Origin of the sequence: Pseudomonas sp. IPO3774 (genome assembly GCF_013386835.1) — a bacterium.
Taxonomy (GTDB): Bacteria; Pseudomonadota; Gammaproteobacteria; order Pseudomonadales; family Pseudomonadaceae; genus Aquipseudomonas.
In genome coordinates this window covers 1-16,264 of the sequence record NZ_JACAQY010000023.1, presented here as the reverse complement: position 1 = coordinate 16,264, position 16,264 = coordinate 1, and the positions used below count along the sequence as shown (strand labels likewise).

Below are 16,264 nucleotides of genomic sequence, written 5' to 3'. Positions count from 1 at the left end.
GGACCGTGCCCGCTTCAGCTTCTGATTTGGCTTTTAACACTCAAGCCGGCTTTCAGGCCGCTGTAAGAGCGGAACCAATATCGGCCATCACCCAAATAACGGATATGCCCCCGATCTACCACCCCCGCAACCGCTCCCAAACCTGCACCTCACCATTCTCCAGCAGTGCGCCATAGCTGCCGAACTGCGTCCCCGTAGCACACGCATGGTTAGGCAAAACCCTCAGCCGCGTCCCCAGCGGAAACCGCTCAACCACATCCACCGCCACCCCGTCGAACCAAGCCACCCCATGCTCCTGATTCGCGCTGCCCACCAGCAACCCCTCAATCACCTCACCACCCTCGGTACACACCTGCCCATAACCAAAATCCCGCTTCTGCGACTGCGTCCCACGATCCCGACTCATCGCCATCCACCCCGCGTCGGTAATGATCCAGCCCTTTTCCACCTGATGCCCGATCACCGTAGTCAGCACACTCAACGCCAGCTCATCAATGCGGCACACCCCAACGTTATGCATCACCAAATCAAAAAACGCATAAACCCCAGCCCGCAGCTCAGTCACACCCTCCAGGCTCACCGCCGACAGCGCCGTGGGCGTCGAACCCACACTCACCTGCAAGCAAGGCAACCCCGCCCCCCGAATCACCTCGGCCGCTGCAACACAGCGCGCCCGTTCCTGCTCGGCAATCGCCCGCAACGCCTCAGGCGTATCCAGCCCGTAACTTTCCCCGGCATGAGTCAACACCCCGGCAAGCATCCCGCCGCCATACAGCAGCCTGGCGATCTCCAGCAACAGCGGATCCTGAGGCTTCACCCCGGACCGGTGCCCATCACAGTCAATCTCAATCAGCACCGCAAAAACCTCACCCTGCAGCGCACCAAACTCGACAATCGCCCGGGCCCCGGCCAGGCTGTCGGTGATCAGCGTCAGCGCACACCCCTGACGACGCAACGCCAACGCCTGAGGCAATTTATGCGGCGCCATCGCCACCGCATACAGAACGTCCCGAATGCCGAGGTCGAAAAAATACTCGGCCTCCTTCAACGTCGAAACCGTAATCCCCGTGGCCCCGGCGGCGATTTGCGCCGCCACCACCTCGGCACATTTATGGGTCTTCACATGGGGCCGCAAGCGCACACCCAAGTCATCGGCACGCTGCTGCATACGCAGGATATTGCGCTGCATCCGGCTCACATCCAGCAAAGCTGTCGGGGTTTCCATCGTGCACACTCCAAAAGGTAAATTGACGGTCTATCCAGTACTGGATATGTTGTCTGAATGAAAAAACACACTCCCGAACAAGCGGCCTTGATCAGCCAACTCGAACAGATTGCCGAAGGCCTGAGCAAGACCTTCAGCCCGTTTTGCGAGGTCGTGCTGCACGACCTGCGCGACCCGCAGCACGCAATCATGGCCATCCACAACAACCTCTCCGGGCGCCAGCCGGGTGACCCGGCCACCGAGCTGGGCCTGGCGCGGATTGCCGATCCCGAGTACCCGCAGGTGATCGCCAACTACCAGAACCAGTTCGCCGACGGGCGTCAGGTCAAGAGCACTTCCATCGGCATCAAGGACTCCACCGGCAAGTACGTGGCGGCCTTGTGCATGAACGTCGACCTCTCGTTGTTCCGTGGCTTGCAGGGCATGCTGGAACAGTTCGGCTCGGTCAGCGGCGACCGGCCCGCCGAGTCTCTCGACCCGTCCGGTGCCGACGCCATTCGTGCGCGCATCGACCAGTTCGCCGCACGCCTGGCGACCACCCCACGTGCCCTCAAGGCCGCCGACCGGCGCCTGCTGATGCAAGAGCTGAAAGAAGCCGGCGTGATGGACATCCGGCGTGCCATGGAAACGGTTGCCTCACACCTTGGGGTCTCGCGGGCGGCGGTGTACACCTACGCCAAATGACCTATGCCGAGCGCGCCACGGCTTCGATTTCAATCAGATAGCCGTGGTGCAGTTCCGGCACCGGCACCACCGCGCGGGCGGGGCGGTGATCCCCCAGCGCAGCGGCGTACAAGCCATCAAATTCAGGCCAGTGTTTTACCCCCACCACGTACACCGTGACTTTCACCAGGTCTGCGGGTGAGCCGCCTGCGGCCTTCAAAATCGCCAACAGATTGTCCAGGGCCACTTGAGCCTGTTCGGCAAACGAAGCCTCGAGGTTATGACGCCCGTCAGGGCTCACCGGCAATTGACCGGAGATGTACAGCGTGCCCTGGTGGCTTACGGCCTGGGAGTAGTGACCGGCAGGCTGGGAGGCAGTGGCTGTGTGGTGAATCTTCATGATCGGCAGTTCTCAAGCAAGGGAGGGAAGGGGAGCAGGTTGTTCATCGGTGGCACCGTGGCCAATCACCGCCGTGGCCACGCCGCAGCCGAACACGTTGGTGGCGGTACGGCCCATGTCGAGGATCGGGTCCACGGCGAGGATCAGCAGCAAACCGGCTTCCGGCAGGCCGACCATCGGCAGGCCCGCCGCGAGCACCACCAGTGAGCCGCGCGCCACGCCGGCGGTGCCTTTGCTGATGACGAGCAAGGTCAGCAGGATCATTACCTGATGGCCGAAACTCATCTCGATGCCATAGGCCTGGGCGATGAACATCACGATAAACGCCTGGTACATCATCGAACCGTCGAGGTTGAACGAGTAACCCAGGGGCAGCACAAAACTGTTGATGCGCTTGGGCGAGCCGAAGCTATCCAGGGCGGCGATGGTCTTGGGGTAGGCCGCCTCGCTGCTGGCGGTGGAGAACGCCAGCAAAACCGGGCTGCGCAGCAACTGCAACAGTTGTTTGAAACGTGCGCCCAGCGCCAGGTAACCCACGCCGCTGATCACCAGCCACAGCACCGCCAGGCCCAGGTAGAACTGCGCGATCAACTTGCCAAAGCTGACCACCATCCCCAGCCCGTACAGGCTGATGGTGGCGGCAATTGCGGCAAACACCGCCAGCGGCGCGATCACCATCACGTATTCGGTGATGCGGAACATCACCTGGGTCAGTTCTTCCAGCACGTGCAGGATCGGCGACCTGGCGCTGCCCTTGACGAACGCCAGCGGTGCGCCGAAGAACAACGAAAACACCACGATTTGCAGCACCTCATTGTTGCCCATGGCCTCGACGATGCTGCGGGGGAATACATGGGACAAAAAACCCGACAGGTTGAAGCTGGCGGTGTTCAAACCGCTGTTGCCGTTGGCCGCCACACTCAGGTTGAGCCCCGCGCCTGGCTGAAACAGATCGGCCAATGTCAAACCGATCAGCAGCGATACCACGGACGCAATCAAAAACCAGGTCATCGCCTTCAACCCGACACGGCCGATGGAACCGCTGTCGGCCATGCTCGCCACGCCACTGATCAACGTCGCCAGCACCAGCGGCGCGATGACCATCTTGATCAGGCGCAAAAACACGTCGGTGACCATGCTGAAGTAAGCCGCGATGGTCTTGGCGGTGTCGGCGTCCAGTTGGGCATGCAGCACGGCCCCCACCAGCACGCCAAGGATGATCGCAATCACAATGGCCCAGGCCAGGTAACGATTTTTCATAAGCACCTCTTGTTGTTAACGCTCAGGGAACACCCAGGCATTTTTTATAGGCGGCAGAAATTGCAGGCAGCAGGAAGCCATGTGGCAAGCACGCTCGCCACAGTATTTTCTTGTTGGAGGTTTTAGCCCTTTAGCAGGCTCGCGTACTTCTCGATATCGACGTTGCCACCGGTCACGATGATGCCCACGCGCTGGCCCCGGAACTGCTGCTTGAGGTTGCGCAAGGCCGCAAGGCCGAGGCAACCGGTGGGCTCCACGACCATCTTCATGCGTTGCATGAAGAACCTCATCGACTCCACTAACTCGGCGTCCGAGACCGTAAGGATGTCATTCACGTTCTCGCGGATGATCGGGAAGGTGTGATTGCCAAGGTGCTGCGTCTGGGCGCCGTCTGCGATGGTCGCGGGCGTGTCGATGTGCACGATGCTGCCGGTCTGGAAGGAGCGCTGACCGTCATTCCCGGCTTCGGGCTCGACCCCGTACAGCAGGCAATCAGGCGACAACGCACGGGTGGCCAATGCCGTACCGGAGAGCATGCCGCCACCGCCCAGGCCGACAAACAAGGCATCCAGTGGGCCGGTGAATTCCAGCAGCTCCTTGGCGGCAGTGCCCTGGCCGGCCAGCACGTCCGGGTGGTCGTAGGAGGGGATCAACGTCATGCCGTGCTGCTCGGCCAGGGTGCGGCCGATCTGCTCGCGGTCTTCGGTGATACGGTCGTAGAACACCACGGTCGCGCCGTATTCCCGGGTGGCGGCGACCTTGGCAGCCGGGGCGTCGGTGGGCATTACGATGGTGGCCGGCATCTGCAACAGGCGGGCGGCCAGTGCGATGCCTTGGGCGTGATTGCCCGAGGAAAACGCCACTACACCGGCCTTGCGCTGCGCCTCGTCAAACCGGGAAAGCGCATTGAACGCACCGCGAAACTTGAATGAACCGGTGCGTTGCAGGTTTTCGCATTTGATGAACACCTGGGCCCCGGTCTCGGCGTCGAGGGTGCGCGAGGTGAACACCGGCGTGCGGTTGGCGAAGCCCTCCAGGCGTTCGGCGGCTTTGATCACGTCATGGTACGAAGACAGTTGCATGGAAAGGACCTCTGAAAATGAACCGTGCACGAGCGCATTGCATTTGCTGTCTGGATAAAATATCCATAACTATACAAAATGTAAAGCTCGGCATGCCCACTGTCTTCAGTGCCCGACCAGCTCTTCCAGCAACCGGTCCTTGTAGCCCTGCAAGACCGGCGAACTGCGCTCCCTCGGATGTGGCAAGTCCACCCGGATTTCATGCTTGATCCGCCCCGGGTGGGCGTCCATCACGATCACCCGGTCACCCAGGTACAGCGCCTCTTCGATGTCATGCGTGACCATGATCACCGTGCAGCGCTGTTGCACCCAGATCCGTTGCAGCTCCCGCTGCAGGTGCACACGGGTCAGGGCGTCGAGGGCGCCCAGTGGTTCATCGAGCAACAGTACCTTGGGTTTATTGATCAGTGCCCGGGCGATTGCAGCACGTTGCGCCATGCCGCCGGAGAGCTGGTGCGGGTAGGCGTTTTCAAAGCCGGTGAGGTTGACCAGAGCGATATGTTCGGCCACTTGCCGATCCTTTTCGGACTGGGGCAGGTTGTGGTTTTTCAGGGCCAGGGCGATGTTCTGGCTGACGGTCATCCACGGGAACAGGCGGTGATCCTGGAACACAATGCCGCGCTCCAGGCTGGTGGCGGCGATGCGCTGGCCGTCCAGCAGGATATCGCCTTCATACTCGGCCTCCAGCCCGACAATCAGGCGCAGCAAGGTGGATTTGCCGCAGCCGCTGGCGCCGACGATGCTGACAAACTCCCCTGGCCGCACGTCGAGGTTGATGTTGTGCAACACCGGCAGCGGCTTGCCTTCGATCCGATAGGCCTTGTTCAGGCCGCGAATCTGCAGGGCGCCGGTCTGCACGGCGGTGTGGAGGGCGTGGTGGGCGATTGCGTTCATGTTCATGGCCTTCAACGAATATTGCGCCAGCGCAGCACGTGGCGGCTGAGGCGGGTAAACAGCAGGTTCATCAGGTAGCCCAGCAGGCCGATGCACAGCACGCTGAGCACGATCACTTCCATGCGCGAGCCAGCCTCGGCATTCATCATCAGGTTGCCCAGGCCGGCGCCGGAGGACAGGAACAGCTCACTGCCGATCGCCGTTACCCAGGCGAAGGCGAGGGCATGCAACACGCCGGTGGCGATGCTCGGCAACGCCGCCGGCAACAGCACGTGCACGAACTGCTGCACCGGGCTGAGCACCAGCACCTGGCCGACTTCACGATAACGCTGCTCCACATGGCTGAAGCCCTGGTAGGTGTTGAGCACCATCGGGTAGAACGCCGCGAGGCTGACGATCAGCACCTTGGAGAACTCGCCGTTGCCGAACCACATGGCAATCAACGGGATCCAGCCCAGCATCGGCACCTGGCGAATCGAATGGAACAGCGGGCCGATCAAACGGTTGGCCACACTCGACAGCGCCATCAGCACCCCCAGCACCACGCCGAACAGGATGCCCAGGGCCAGGCCGCCACTGGTGCGGGCCAGGCTGGCCAGCAGGTTGACCAGCAACTCGCCGTTACCGAGCATTTCCAGCAACGCCGAGCCGATCGCCGACAGCGGCACAAAGGCGTAGGCGCCGGCCGCGTCCTGGCGCGAGGCGTATTCCCAGGCGAGGATCAACAGCAGCGGCAGCAACAGGCCGCGGGATTTTTTCAAGAGGGTCATGCCGGGCTCCTAGCGGGTCTGCCAGCGAAACAGCCGCTGTTCCAGTGAACGAAAGCCAAAGTCGAGGGCAAAACCAATCAGCCCGGTGACCACCACACCCACCATCACCACGTCGATGCGCAGCATCTGCCGGGCCATCTCGATCATCTGCCCCAGGCCGCTGTCGGCCGCCAGCAGTTCGGTGGCCACCAGCACCACCCAGGCGCGGGTCAGGCTGATACGAAAACCGGTGATGATCGGCGGCGCGGCAGCGGGCAGGGCGATGCGCCAGACGAAGGTCGGCCAGCGCAGGCGGTACACGTCGGCCACTTCGAAGTAGCTGCGGGGAATGCCCTTGACGCCTTCGCTGGCGGCCAGGGCCACCGGGAAAAATGCGGTCTTGGCGACGATGATGATCTTGAAGGTTTCATCAATGCCGAACAGCAGCACGAACATCGGGATCAGCGCGATGCTGGGGATCTGGCGCAAGGTGTGGAACAGCGGGGCGCAATACACCTCGACGTTCTTTGACAGGGCCATCAGCACCCCGAAGGCCAGGCCGCACAGCGAGCCGATGCCAAAGCCCAGACCGAGCCGGGACAGGCTGTTGCCCAGGTGTTCAGCGAGTTCGCCGCTGGCGAGCAGTTCTTCAAAGGTTTGCAGGACCTGGGCCGGCGGTACCAGCAGGTTGCGCGGGAAGATCCCGAGGTGCGCCACCAGCGTCCAGGTGGCGAGCAGGGCCAGCGGCGAGATGAGCCAGGTCAGGGCAGTGAGCAATCGGTAAGGGCGCATGGCGGGTCTTATTTCAGCGAAGTACCCGGGGGCTATCGCAAGACATGTGCCAGTGAACACAACAGGGGAGAACAATGAAGGCCAAATGTGGGAGCTGGCTTGCCTGCGATGACGGTGGCCAGTAAACATTGAGGCTGGCTGATCCACCGTCATCGCAGGCAAGCCAGCTCCCACAATGGATGGGTGTACATCCGAATGCCCGAATGATGCCTGGCCAACAATGGGGTGCTGCTGCAGCAACACCCCATCAGCAATTACCTCAGAAGTCGTAGCTCACACTGGTGTAGTAGAACGCACCCTGGGCGCCTTCAGGACTGGTGATCGAGTAGATCGGCACACCGTACAACTGCGCGCCGGAAGCCTTGTCCGGGTGAGTGTTGAACAGGTTCGTCGCACCGGCTGAAAGCTTGATCCCCTTGCCAAGGTTGTAGGACACGTCCAGGTCGGTGACCCATTGCGGGCTGAAGGTCTGGTCGAGGTTCGGGTTGGCGGCGTTGAGGCTTTTCCATTCGCCATAACGGCGCTGGGCCACGGTGACTCCCCACTTTTCATAGGCCCAGTTGGCGCTGAGGGTCAGCTTGTAGTCCGGGGTGCCGTGCTCGATCAGGCCTTGGGTGGTGCGGCCGATGATCTGGTTGCCCGCGATGTTGCCGACGTTGCGCAGGTCGGTGATTTGCGTGCGATTACGCGCATAGCCGGCGTTGAAGTTCACCCGGCCCCATTGCTGCAGGTCGAGTTTGTAGTTGCCGGTCAGTTCGATACCGTCGGTGCGGGTGTCGGCGATGTTGGTGTAGAACGCCGCGCTCTGGATATTGGCGTAAGGCGTCCCGGCGAAGATCGGCGAGACCACCGAGGCCGGCAATTGGTCGGAAAGGGTAATGCGGTTGTTGATGTTGATGCGGTAGGCATCCACCGTCACCGATGCGTTGTCCAGCGGTTGCCAGACCAGGCCCAGCGAGTAGTTGGTCGACTCCTCGGGCTTGAGCTGTGTGCCGCCCAGGGCCTGGGCTTCCGGGCTGTTGGCGCGCAAGGTGCGCTGCTGCACCTCGACGTAGTTGCCGCTGCCCGGCGGCTGTTCCACCACCTGCACACTGAACGACGACATGCCGCTCTGCGCCAGGGACGGTGCGCGATAGCCGGTGCTGGCGCTGGCCCGTGCGGCGATCTGCGGGGTGAAGTCGTAGCGCAGCGACAGCTTGCCGTTGGTGGTGTCGCCAAAGTCCGAATAGTGCTCGGTACGCACTGCGACACCGGCCTGGAACTTCTCGGTGACCTGGCCTTCGACATCCAGATACGCGCCCAGCACCTTGCGTTGCAGCGAGTCGGCATCCACCGGGGTGATACCCGAGTAATACCCGGTGAGCCGGCGTCCGGTCACCGGGTCAACGGTGTTGAACAGCGGGCCGTTCTGCGAGGCGGCCGGCGCGCCTGCGCTCAACTGGTAATTTTCCTGGCGCCAGGCCAGGCCTGCGGAGACGGTCAGCGGCTTGAACAGCAAGTCGGTGGGGAAGTCCCGCACCCAATCCAGGGTCACGTTGGTCTGGTCGTTCTTGCGCTCGCCGGTGTAGATCGTCGCCGGGCTGTTGGTGCCCCAACTGGGGTTGATCGCGTTGTAGTCGGTGGACTTGACGATGTTGGTGCCGTGGTTCAGCGCCAGGTCGAACTTGCCCAGTTGCTCGTTTTCGTACCGCAGGCCACCGGTGGCGGCATAGTCTTCCAGGGTGTAGCGCGTGATCGGCAAACGGCCGTCCGGATAACGCTGCAAGGAAACGCTGCCGTAGTTGTTGTACAGCGCGGTGGGCGGGTCAAAGAATCCGGTGGAGTCGGTGTTCTTGTGGGAATAGGTGGCGAACCCGTAGGCGGTCAATCCTTCGCCCACACCCATCTCGCCGTTGGCCAGGAAGTTGTACTGGTCGGAGACACTGTTGGAGCCCCAGTTCCAGGTGCGATAGCGGTTGTTCTGCTCGCGCGGCGTGTTCACGCTGGTGTCGCCGCGATAAAAGATTCGGTTGTCCGGGTTGGTGTCGCTGGCCGGGTCCTGGCTGCCGGCATCGAAACTCAAAGTCAGGAAACCGTCATTCGGCAGTTCGAAGCCTTTCCAGCCGCTGTACTTGCGCTGCATGCCATCGCCCTTGTTGTAGCCACCGAAGCGGTAGCCGACGTTGCCGCCGTCGTCCTTTTGCTTGAGCACGATGTTGATCACCCCGGCAATCGCATCGGAGCCGTATTGAGCGGCGGCGCCGTCACGCAGGATCTCCACGTGGTCGATCGCGCTCAACGGGATCAGGCTCAAGTCCACCGCTGCCGCGCCACGACCGTTGGCCAGGCTCTGGCGGGTGATGTTGGCGCTGGTGTGGCGGCGCTTGCCATCCACCAATACCAGCACCTGGTCGGAAGCCAGGCCGCGCAGCGAGGCGCCCTGGGCGATGGAACCGGCAAATGCACCCTGGGGCGACTGCGGGAAGCTGAAGGACGGCGACAGTGCGGTCAGTGCGCCGGACAGGTCGGCAGCGCCGGTTTGCTGCAATTGCTCGCCGCTCAGCACATCTACCGGTGCGGCGCTTTGCAGGGCGGTGACGTCGCTGCGGCGGGTGCCGAGTACCACCACGGTGTCGAGCTTGTCGGTCTTGGCAGTGGGCTGCGCATCGGCGGCTACAGCAGGCACGGCAAGGCTGCCCATGACCAGCGCGATGGCGCCGGCCAACGGAGTACGTTGGAACATAGAAAGGTCCTTTCGAAGCGTGTTGACGATGGCGGCCGGGCGCTATGGCTCAAACAAAGAAGGTCAACTGTGGGAGCGGGCTTGCCTGCGATGATGGCGGCACAGCCACATAATGGTTGGCTGACCCACCGCTATCGCAGGCAAGCCAGCTCCCACATTTGATCTCCGGCGTTTGGTGAATAGTGTCCGGCGGCTGAAGTTAGAAGCGGCTGGTCACGCTCAGCCCCACGGTGCGTGGGTCGCCGTAAGTGATCACGTACTGCCCCAGCCCGCCGTTCGGCCGGCCATGCACCTGATAGCGGCGGTCGGTGAGGTTGTTCACAAACCCGGTGACGCTGAGTTTTTCGTCGGCGCTGTACCAGGTCAGGCGGCTGTTGGCCAAGGTGTAGTGCGGCTGGCTCAAGTCCTTGTCGGCGCTGCTCTGGCGGTCGGCGAGGAAGTATTCCTTGTCGCGAAAACTCACGTCGGCACCGGCCACCAGCTTGCCGCCGATTTCCAGCGGGATGGTGTAGTCGCCACCCAGCGACACCACGTTGCGCGGCGAGCGCACGAAGCTGTTGCCGCTGTAGTCACCCGTGACCGCACCGGTGTTGGGGTTGGTGTTTTTGAAGTCGGTGTATTCGGTATCCAGGAACGAAATCGCCGCCCGCAGGTGCAGGTAGTCGGTGGGTTGGCCTTCCAGTTCCAGCTCGGCGCCCTTGACCTTGCCCTTGGCGCCGTTGGTCAGCGCGGTGGTCAGTACGCCGTTGTTGACGGTCAGCAGGTTGACCTGAATGTCCGAGTAGTCGTAGTAGAAGATGTTCGCGTTGGCCGTCAGGCGATGGTTGAACCACTCGGACTTCACGCCGAATTCGTAGGCATCGAGTTGTTCCGGGTCCACCGTGGTCAGCTGCGACAGGCTGGTGGACAGCCCGGTGTTGAAGCCGCCCGAGCGGAAGCCGTGGGCATAGCGGAAGAACACCCGCACGTTGTCGTTGATCCGGTATTCCGGGGTCAGGTCATAGGTCCAGGCTTCCCAGGTCTTGTCTTCCTGGCGGTTGCCGTTGGTACCGACGCCGCCCAGGGGAATCAGCGGGCCATTGGCGGTGGCGCGCGTCAACTGAGTGAGGTTGAGGTCGATGTCTTTCTTTTCCTGGGTCCAGCGCAGGCCACCGGTCACGCTGAAGTTGTCGGTGAGGTCGTAGGTCAGGTTGCCGAACAGCGCGTAGCTGTCGGTGGTGTGGTTGTAATTGAGGTCGCGAAAGTCCGTCGCGCCGTTGACCTGGTTCGAGCCGGTGCCATTGGGTGTCGGGCCCGGGGCGATGAAGCGTCCGGCGCTGCTGTCCAGGTCTTCATGGAAATAGTGCGCGCCGGCCAACCAGCGCAGGGTTTCCTGCTGGGGCGAGGCCAGGCGGATTTCCTGGGAGTACTGGGTGTATTTGTTGTCGGCGGTAGAGGTGCCGTTGACCTCGTAGGGCGTGTAGTCGGCATCGCCACTGGACTGGCCGCGGATGTAGTCGTAGGCGCTGATGGACGTGAGGGTGTAATCGCCCAGGTGCCAGTTGAGGGTCAGCGAAGTACCGTCATGGTTGAGCTTGGAGTCGTCGTCCACGTTCAGCGCAATGTCGCGCCCGGCGGGGCGTGTGTAGCCCACGTTGTAGTAGCGGCCGAGGGTCAGCGCACCGTTGGCGCCGTCGCCCTTGAACTCGCGGCTGTGGATCTTCCACAGCGCGTCCAGGTCCGGGTTGAGCTGGGCGAAGAATTGCAGGCGTACGGCCTTTTTGTTGACGTCGCCGTAGGTGTGATCGTCGATCAGGTTTTTCTGGAAACCGTCGCGTTCCTCGGAGTACAGCGAGATCCGCGCCGCGAGTTTTTCCGGAACCAGGGTGCCGCCGATGGCGCCATTGACGATGCGTTCGTTCTTGCTGCCAAAACCGATCGTGCCATAGCCGTCGGTGTCGAAGGTCGGTTTCTTCGAGATGATATTCACCGCGCCGGCCGTGGTGTTCTTGCCATACAGCGTGCCTTGGGGGCCGCGCAGGATCTCGATGCGTTCGAGGTCAAACAGCGGGCCGCCACCGGCAATCGGTGCGTTCAGGTACACGTCATCGGCGTAGATGCCCACCGGGTACACAGTGGCCGCGCCGGTGTCGCCGGTGCCCAGGCCACGGATGTACCAGCGCGGGCGCCCGTCGCCGTCGGGGTTTTTCGCCGAGGCGTTGGGAATGAAGGTGGTGATATCGCCCATCGACCGCACGCCGTCGGCAATGATGCTGGTGCCTTGTACCGCCGACACCGCGACCGGAACCTCTTGCAGGGTTTCTTCCCGGTGTTGTGCGGTGACGGTCACGGTCTTCAGCGACGGTTCGGTTTTGCCTGCATCGTTTTCGGCAGCGTCGGCGGCCAGCAGATGTTCGCTGGCGGTGCCGCCTGCCAGCAGTAAAGCGAGCCACAGGCCCTTGGTGATTGGATTAAGTGTGTGCATTGAAATCTCCCCCGGAAAAGTTTCCTTGAAGGGGTTAGAGCAGAGATCGTGCCAAGCAGATTTCAGGGTCGATACATGGTTTTAAGATATTGATATATAACGATTAAAAAATTCAAGAAGAGGACGTTTTCGAACAATTGAAAGCGCAGCCGAAGGCCGCTTGAAAAGCCTGTCGAAGATTCAGCAGAAGTTGCTTGGAGGGTGCTGCTGGAGCAGCAGGGGAGGTGTTGCCGTAGCAGCTGTCGAGCCCCGGCGAGGCTGCGTAAACGGTGTATCTGACACACCGCAAACGCAGCCTCGCCTGGGCTCGACAGCTGCTACATGGGGGAGGTCAAACAGCCACGCGGGAGGTGGAGCCGATGACCTTTTCCAGCACGCTGAAATCAATCCAGTCGCGCACATCGAAGCGCCGTGGAATGAAGTTCCAGCGATGCAGGAAATCGGTGAAATCCTGCAAGGCTTCGATGGAGCGCGAATCGAGCGTGGTACGCAGCCGACGATGGGCATCTTCGCCGTAGGCCGCGGTTACCCAGTACTCGCTGGTGTTGAGTTCCTGTGCCAGGAAGCGCCGGGTCTCGTCCGGATTGGCCCAGGCCCATTGCTCGGTGCGCAGCACGGTGTCGACGATTTTCACGCTGGCGTCGAAGTGCTCCTGCAGCAGGTTGATGTCCACCGTCAGGGTGCGTGGCGTGCCGTTGTTGGAGCGGATCAGCGGGTCCGGGTGCGAACCGGTGTCCACCACCACATGCAGGCCGAACTCGTTGGCCAGGTGCACGGCGTGGGCACCCTTGAGGAAGATCGCGTCGATATCACCGCGCAGCAGGCCGATCAGTTCGTTGTTGCGGCGGCTGAAGCGGCTCACCCCCAGGCTCGCCGGGGAGCCGTAGACGTATTGCACCTGGTTGTCGCTGTAGGTGCCGCCGTAGGGGTAGTCCACCAGCTCTACGTCCGAGACTTCCAGGCCTTCGAGCTTGAGGGCGTTTTCCAGGCCGCGCAGGGCCTGGGCACGGGTGAAGTCGATCTGCACGTTGGCCCATTTCGGCAGGCCGAAGCGCCGGTTTTTCAAGTCGCGCACGCTGCGCACACCGCTTTCGGCGGTGGTCAGGATCAACTGCACCTCATCGCTCCACGATAGCCCCAGCACCCGGGTTTCCACGCCACTGGCGTAGGCCCAGATCGCCGGGATATTACCGCCGTGGCGCACCGAGTTTTTCAGGTGATGGTCGTAATGCGCCTCGCGAACTTCCCGTTCCGTGGACTCGCGCAACGACTGGATATTGGTGCCAAAAGGCAGGAACGCCTCGGCCAGGCGACCGGACTGCACAGCAATGCCAAGACCGGTGGGAACCGGGCTGTGGGTGTACCAGAGAGTATCGAGTGGTTTGCTCATAAGGGTCTTCGTTCAAATCCATGAAATAGGAAACCTTTGCAGGAGCCCGGCTTGCCGGCGATAAGGCCCGAAAGGTCAATACCCCATTCAAGGCCGTCATCGCCGGCAAGCCGGCTCCTACAGGGGTTAGCCTGCCAGCGCGGTTTTGCCGTTCAAGAGTGCTTCCAGCGGCCGTGCATCAATCCATTCACGCACGTCGAAGCTTTTCGGGATAAAGCGCCAGCGGTGCAGGAAATGCGTGAAGTCCTGCAGCGCGGCAATTGCCTGTTCATCAAGTTCGGTGCGCAGGCGCAAGTGGGCGTCGTTGCCGTAGGCGGCGGTGACCCAATACTCACTGCTGTTGGTTTCCTGGGCCAGGTAGCGCCGGGTTTCCTCCGGGTGGGTGTGGGCCCATTGCTCGGCGCGCAGGACCGAGTCAAGAATGCCGGTGGCTACGTCGAAGTGGTTTTCCAGCAGGTTCAGGTCCACCGCCAGGGTACGCGGCGTGCCGTTGTTGCTGCGGATCAGCGGGTCCGGGTGCGAGCCGGTGTCGATCACCGAGTGCAGGCCGAAATCATGAGCCTGTTGGGCGGCGTGGGCGCCCTTGAGGAAGATTGCATCGACTTCACCGCGCAGCAGGCCGATCAGCTCCAGGTTACGTTCGCTGACTTTTTGCGTGACTGGCGTACCGGCGATATTGCGCACCGGGGTATCGCTGAAGGTGCCGCCGTAGCGGAAGTTCTTCAGCTTCACGTCGCCGACTTTCAGGCCTTCCAGTGACAACGCGTTTTCCAGGCCGCGCAGGGCCTGGGCGCGGGTGAAGTCGATCTGTGCGCCGGCCCAGTCCGGCAAGCCGAAAGTACGGCCCTTGAGGTCCTTGACGGTTTTGATGCCGCTGTCCTGGCGGGTCAGGATCAGTTGCACTTCATCTGCCCACGACAGGCCGATCACTCGGGTTTCCCGGCCCTGGGCGCGGGCCCAGATCGCCGGGATATTGCCGCCATGGCGTACCGAATTGCGCAGGGTGTGATCGAAGTGCGATTCGCGCACCGCCTTGTCATCGGACTCACGCAGCGACTGCACCTCGGTGCCCAGGGCACCTACGGTGTCTTGCAGCCAGCCTTTTTGCACTGCAATGCCCAGGCCGGTGGGCACGGGGCAGCGGGTGTACCAGAGCGTATCGAGAGGTTGGGTCATCAGGAGTTCTCCCACAGCGTTCAGGCGCTGGCTTTCAAAGGTTGGATCGCCGGGCGTTGGTGCACAAGCGGCAGGACATCCTGGCCAATGCGCAACGCTTCTTCCAGGTGTGGATTGCCGGCGAGGATGAAGGTCGAGAAGCCGGCGTCGCGGTATTCCACCAGGCGCTCGGCGATGTTCTGGTGGCTGCCGACCAGGCCCACGGTCGGACCCGGTTTGGCTTTGGCGAAACCGGCCCACAGGTTGGGACCGATGATCAGGTCATCGAAGCGGTCGACGTTCTGGTGGTACGCGGTCTGGCGTGCGCCGCCGACCGAGTCCGAGCCGCTGGTAAAGCCCTTGGCGACCTGGCTGCTCTTGCCTTCGAGCTTGTCGAACTGGCGACGCAGGTCTTTCCAGGCTTGCTCCTCGGTCTCCCGGGCGAACAGGTCTACCCGCAGGCCGAAGCGCACGGTGCGGCCTTGTTTGTCGGCCAGTTCGCGCACGCGCTCGATGTGTGGCTTGAGCTTGTCGATGGGTTCGGCCCAGTTCAGGTACACGTCGGCGTGTTTGGCGGCGACGTCGAGGGCGGCGTCGGAGAAACCGGAGAAGTACACGCCGGGCTTGCGTTCGTGGTGCAGGCCGTGGGGCAGGGCGCCGTTTTCCAGTTGGTAGATATCACCGTTGTAGGAGAATTTTTCGTGCTCCCAGAGGCCCTGGATGATGTCGAGGAATTCGCCGGTGCGCTTGTAGCGCAGGTCGTGTTTGAGGAAGTCACCGTTGGCGCGCTGGCTGGCGGGGTTGCCGCCGGTGATGATGTTCCACTCTACGCGGCCACGGCTGAGGTTTTGCAGGATCGCGGCTTGTTGGGCGGCGTAGGCGGGCAGGGTCCAGGTGGCCTGGAAGGCGATCAGGAATTTGATGCGCCGGGTTTCTCGGGCCAGGGCGGCGGCGACGATCCATGGTTCGGGGCCGGTGGGCAGCAGGGCGCCTTCGAAGCCGGCGAGTTCGGCGGCTTTGGCGACCTGAGCGATGTAGTCGATGTAGGTGAAGTCGTCGGGTTGGCCGTTGGGCAGGCGGCCTGGTGCGATGTTGCCGGGGCGGTAGGTGGGGTTGCCGCGGTTGTGTTTGTCGGTGGTGAGTTGGGGGCCGTCGGTGCCCAGCGGCAGGCGCCAGAAGAATTCAGTGGTCATGGGTGCTCCGGTTCAGTCGTATTGGGTGCGGGGACCTTTGGGGATTGGGACTGCAACGGGCATGCCATGGGGGCTTGGGCCAACGGGGGCAGGGGGTTGTGGGTTTTTTGGGGGTGGGGGTGCGTCTGTAGCAACACTGGGTCAGCAGTGGGTGCTGTAGGTGAAGCACTTTGTGTACATATCCGTTGTTGCGGTCCGTACAAAAAGCGGCAAAGTAACCAAAGCGCTCTGCCCCGCCTGTCGGCGCCTCGCTGTGGCTCGGCGTTCCCTCACTC

The 16,264-nt window shown here is 62.3% G+C and carries 13 protein-coding genes; 1 reads left to right on the top strand and 12 read right to left on the bottom strand.

All coding sequences use genetic code 11. The features are described 5' to 3' along the window. Positions 1–115 precede the first annotated feature (115 nt). Positions 116–1,225 carry a DSD1 family PLP-dependent enzyme gene (locus tag HYE77_RS15245; protein ID WP_177068945.1) on the bottom strand — a complete coding sequence of 370 codons (1,110 nt, stop codon included), beginning with the start codon at positions 1,223–1,225 and terminating at the stop codon, positions 116–118. Positions 1,226–1,282: 57 nt separating this feature from the next. On the opposite strand from HYE77_RS15245, the gene HYE77_RS15240 reads away from it, so the two are divergent. After that, entirely contained in the window at positions 1,283–1,909 is a 627-nt protein-coding gene (locus HYE77_RS15240) for a transcriptional regulator (protein ID WP_003212543.1), read from the top strand. A gap of 1 nt (position 1,910) precedes the next feature. On the opposite strand, the gene HYE77_RS15235 is transcribed toward HYE77_RS15240, so the two are convergent. From HYE77_RS15235 to HYE77_RS15185, 11 genes are all read right to left on the bottom strand, one after another. Next, a complete protein-coding gene (locus HYE77_RS15235) occupies positions 1,911–2,288 on the bottom strand; it encodes a RidA family protein (protein WP_008430534.1) in 378 nt (125 codons plus the stop codon). Between the two features lie 12 nt (positions 2,289–2,300). After that, the gene (locus HYE77_RS15230; RefSeq protein ID WP_177068944.1) at positions 2,301–3,548 is read right to left on the bottom strand and encodes a dicarboxylate/amino acid:cation symporter; all 1,248 of its coding nucleotides are present in this window, start codon (positions 3,546–3,548) and stop codon (positions 2,301–2,303) included. Positions 3,549–3,670: 122 nt separating this feature from the next. After that, complete coding sequence (locus tag HYE77_RS15225; protein WP_003212540.1) at positions 3,671–4,630, bottom strand: threo-3-hydroxy-L-aspartate ammonia-lyase; 960 nt, start codon at positions 4,628–4,630, stop codon at positions 3,671–3,673. A gap of 105 nt (positions 4,631–4,735) precedes the next feature. Then, positions 4,736–5,524 (bottom strand): ABC transporter ATP-binding protein, encoded by a 789-nt coding sequence (locus tag HYE77_RS15220; RefSeq protein WP_023658820.1) that lies wholly within the window; start codon positions 5,522–5,524, stop codon positions 4,736–4,738. Positions 5,525–5,535: 11 nt separating this feature from the next. Further along, complete coding sequence (locus HYE77_RS15215) at positions 5,536–6,294, bottom strand: ABC transporter permease (protein ID WP_177023071.1); 759 nt, start codon at positions 6,292–6,294, stop codon at positions 5,536–5,538. Positions 6,295–6,303: 9 nt separating this feature from the next. Beyond that, complete coding sequence (locus tag HYE77_RS15210; protein WP_008430524.1) at positions 6,304–7,065, bottom strand: ABC transporter permease; 762 nt, start codon at positions 7,063–7,065, stop codon at positions 6,304–6,306. Between the two features lie 259 nt (positions 7,066–7,324). Further along, on the bottom strand, positions 7,325–9,787 hold the full coding sequence (locus HYE77_RS15205) for a TonB-dependent siderophore receptor (protein ID WP_003212536.1): 2,463 nt from the start codon (positions 9,785–9,787) through the stop codon (positions 7,325–7,327). 199 nt (positions 9,788–9,986) lie between these two features. Then, positions 9,987–12,251 (bottom strand): TonB-dependent receptor, encoded by a 2,265-nt coding sequence (locus HYE77_RS15200; RefSeq protein ID WP_177068943.1) that lies wholly within the window; start codon positions 12,249–12,251, stop codon positions 9,987–9,989. Positions 12,252–12,582: 331 nt separating this feature from the next. Next, positions 12,583–13,641 carry an ABC transporter substrate-binding protein gene (locus tag HYE77_RS15195; RefSeq protein WP_003212534.1) on the bottom strand — a complete coding sequence of 353 codons (1,059 nt, stop codon included), beginning with the start codon at positions 13,639–13,641 and terminating at the stop codon, positions 12,583–12,585. Between the two features lie 126 nt (positions 13,642–13,767). Continuing rightward, entirely contained in the window at positions 13,768–14,817 is a 1,050-nt protein-coding gene (locus tag HYE77_RS15190; RefSeq protein WP_177068942.1) for an ABC transporter substrate-binding protein, read from the bottom strand. Positions 14,818–14,837: 20 nt separating this feature from the next. Further along, positions 14,838–15,989, bottom strand: coding sequence for an LLM class flavin-dependent oxidoreductase (locus HYE77_RS15185; protein ID WP_177068941.1), 1,152 nt, complete (start codon positions 15,987–15,989; stop codon positions 14,838–14,840). Positions 15,990–16,264: the final 275 nt, after the last annotated feature.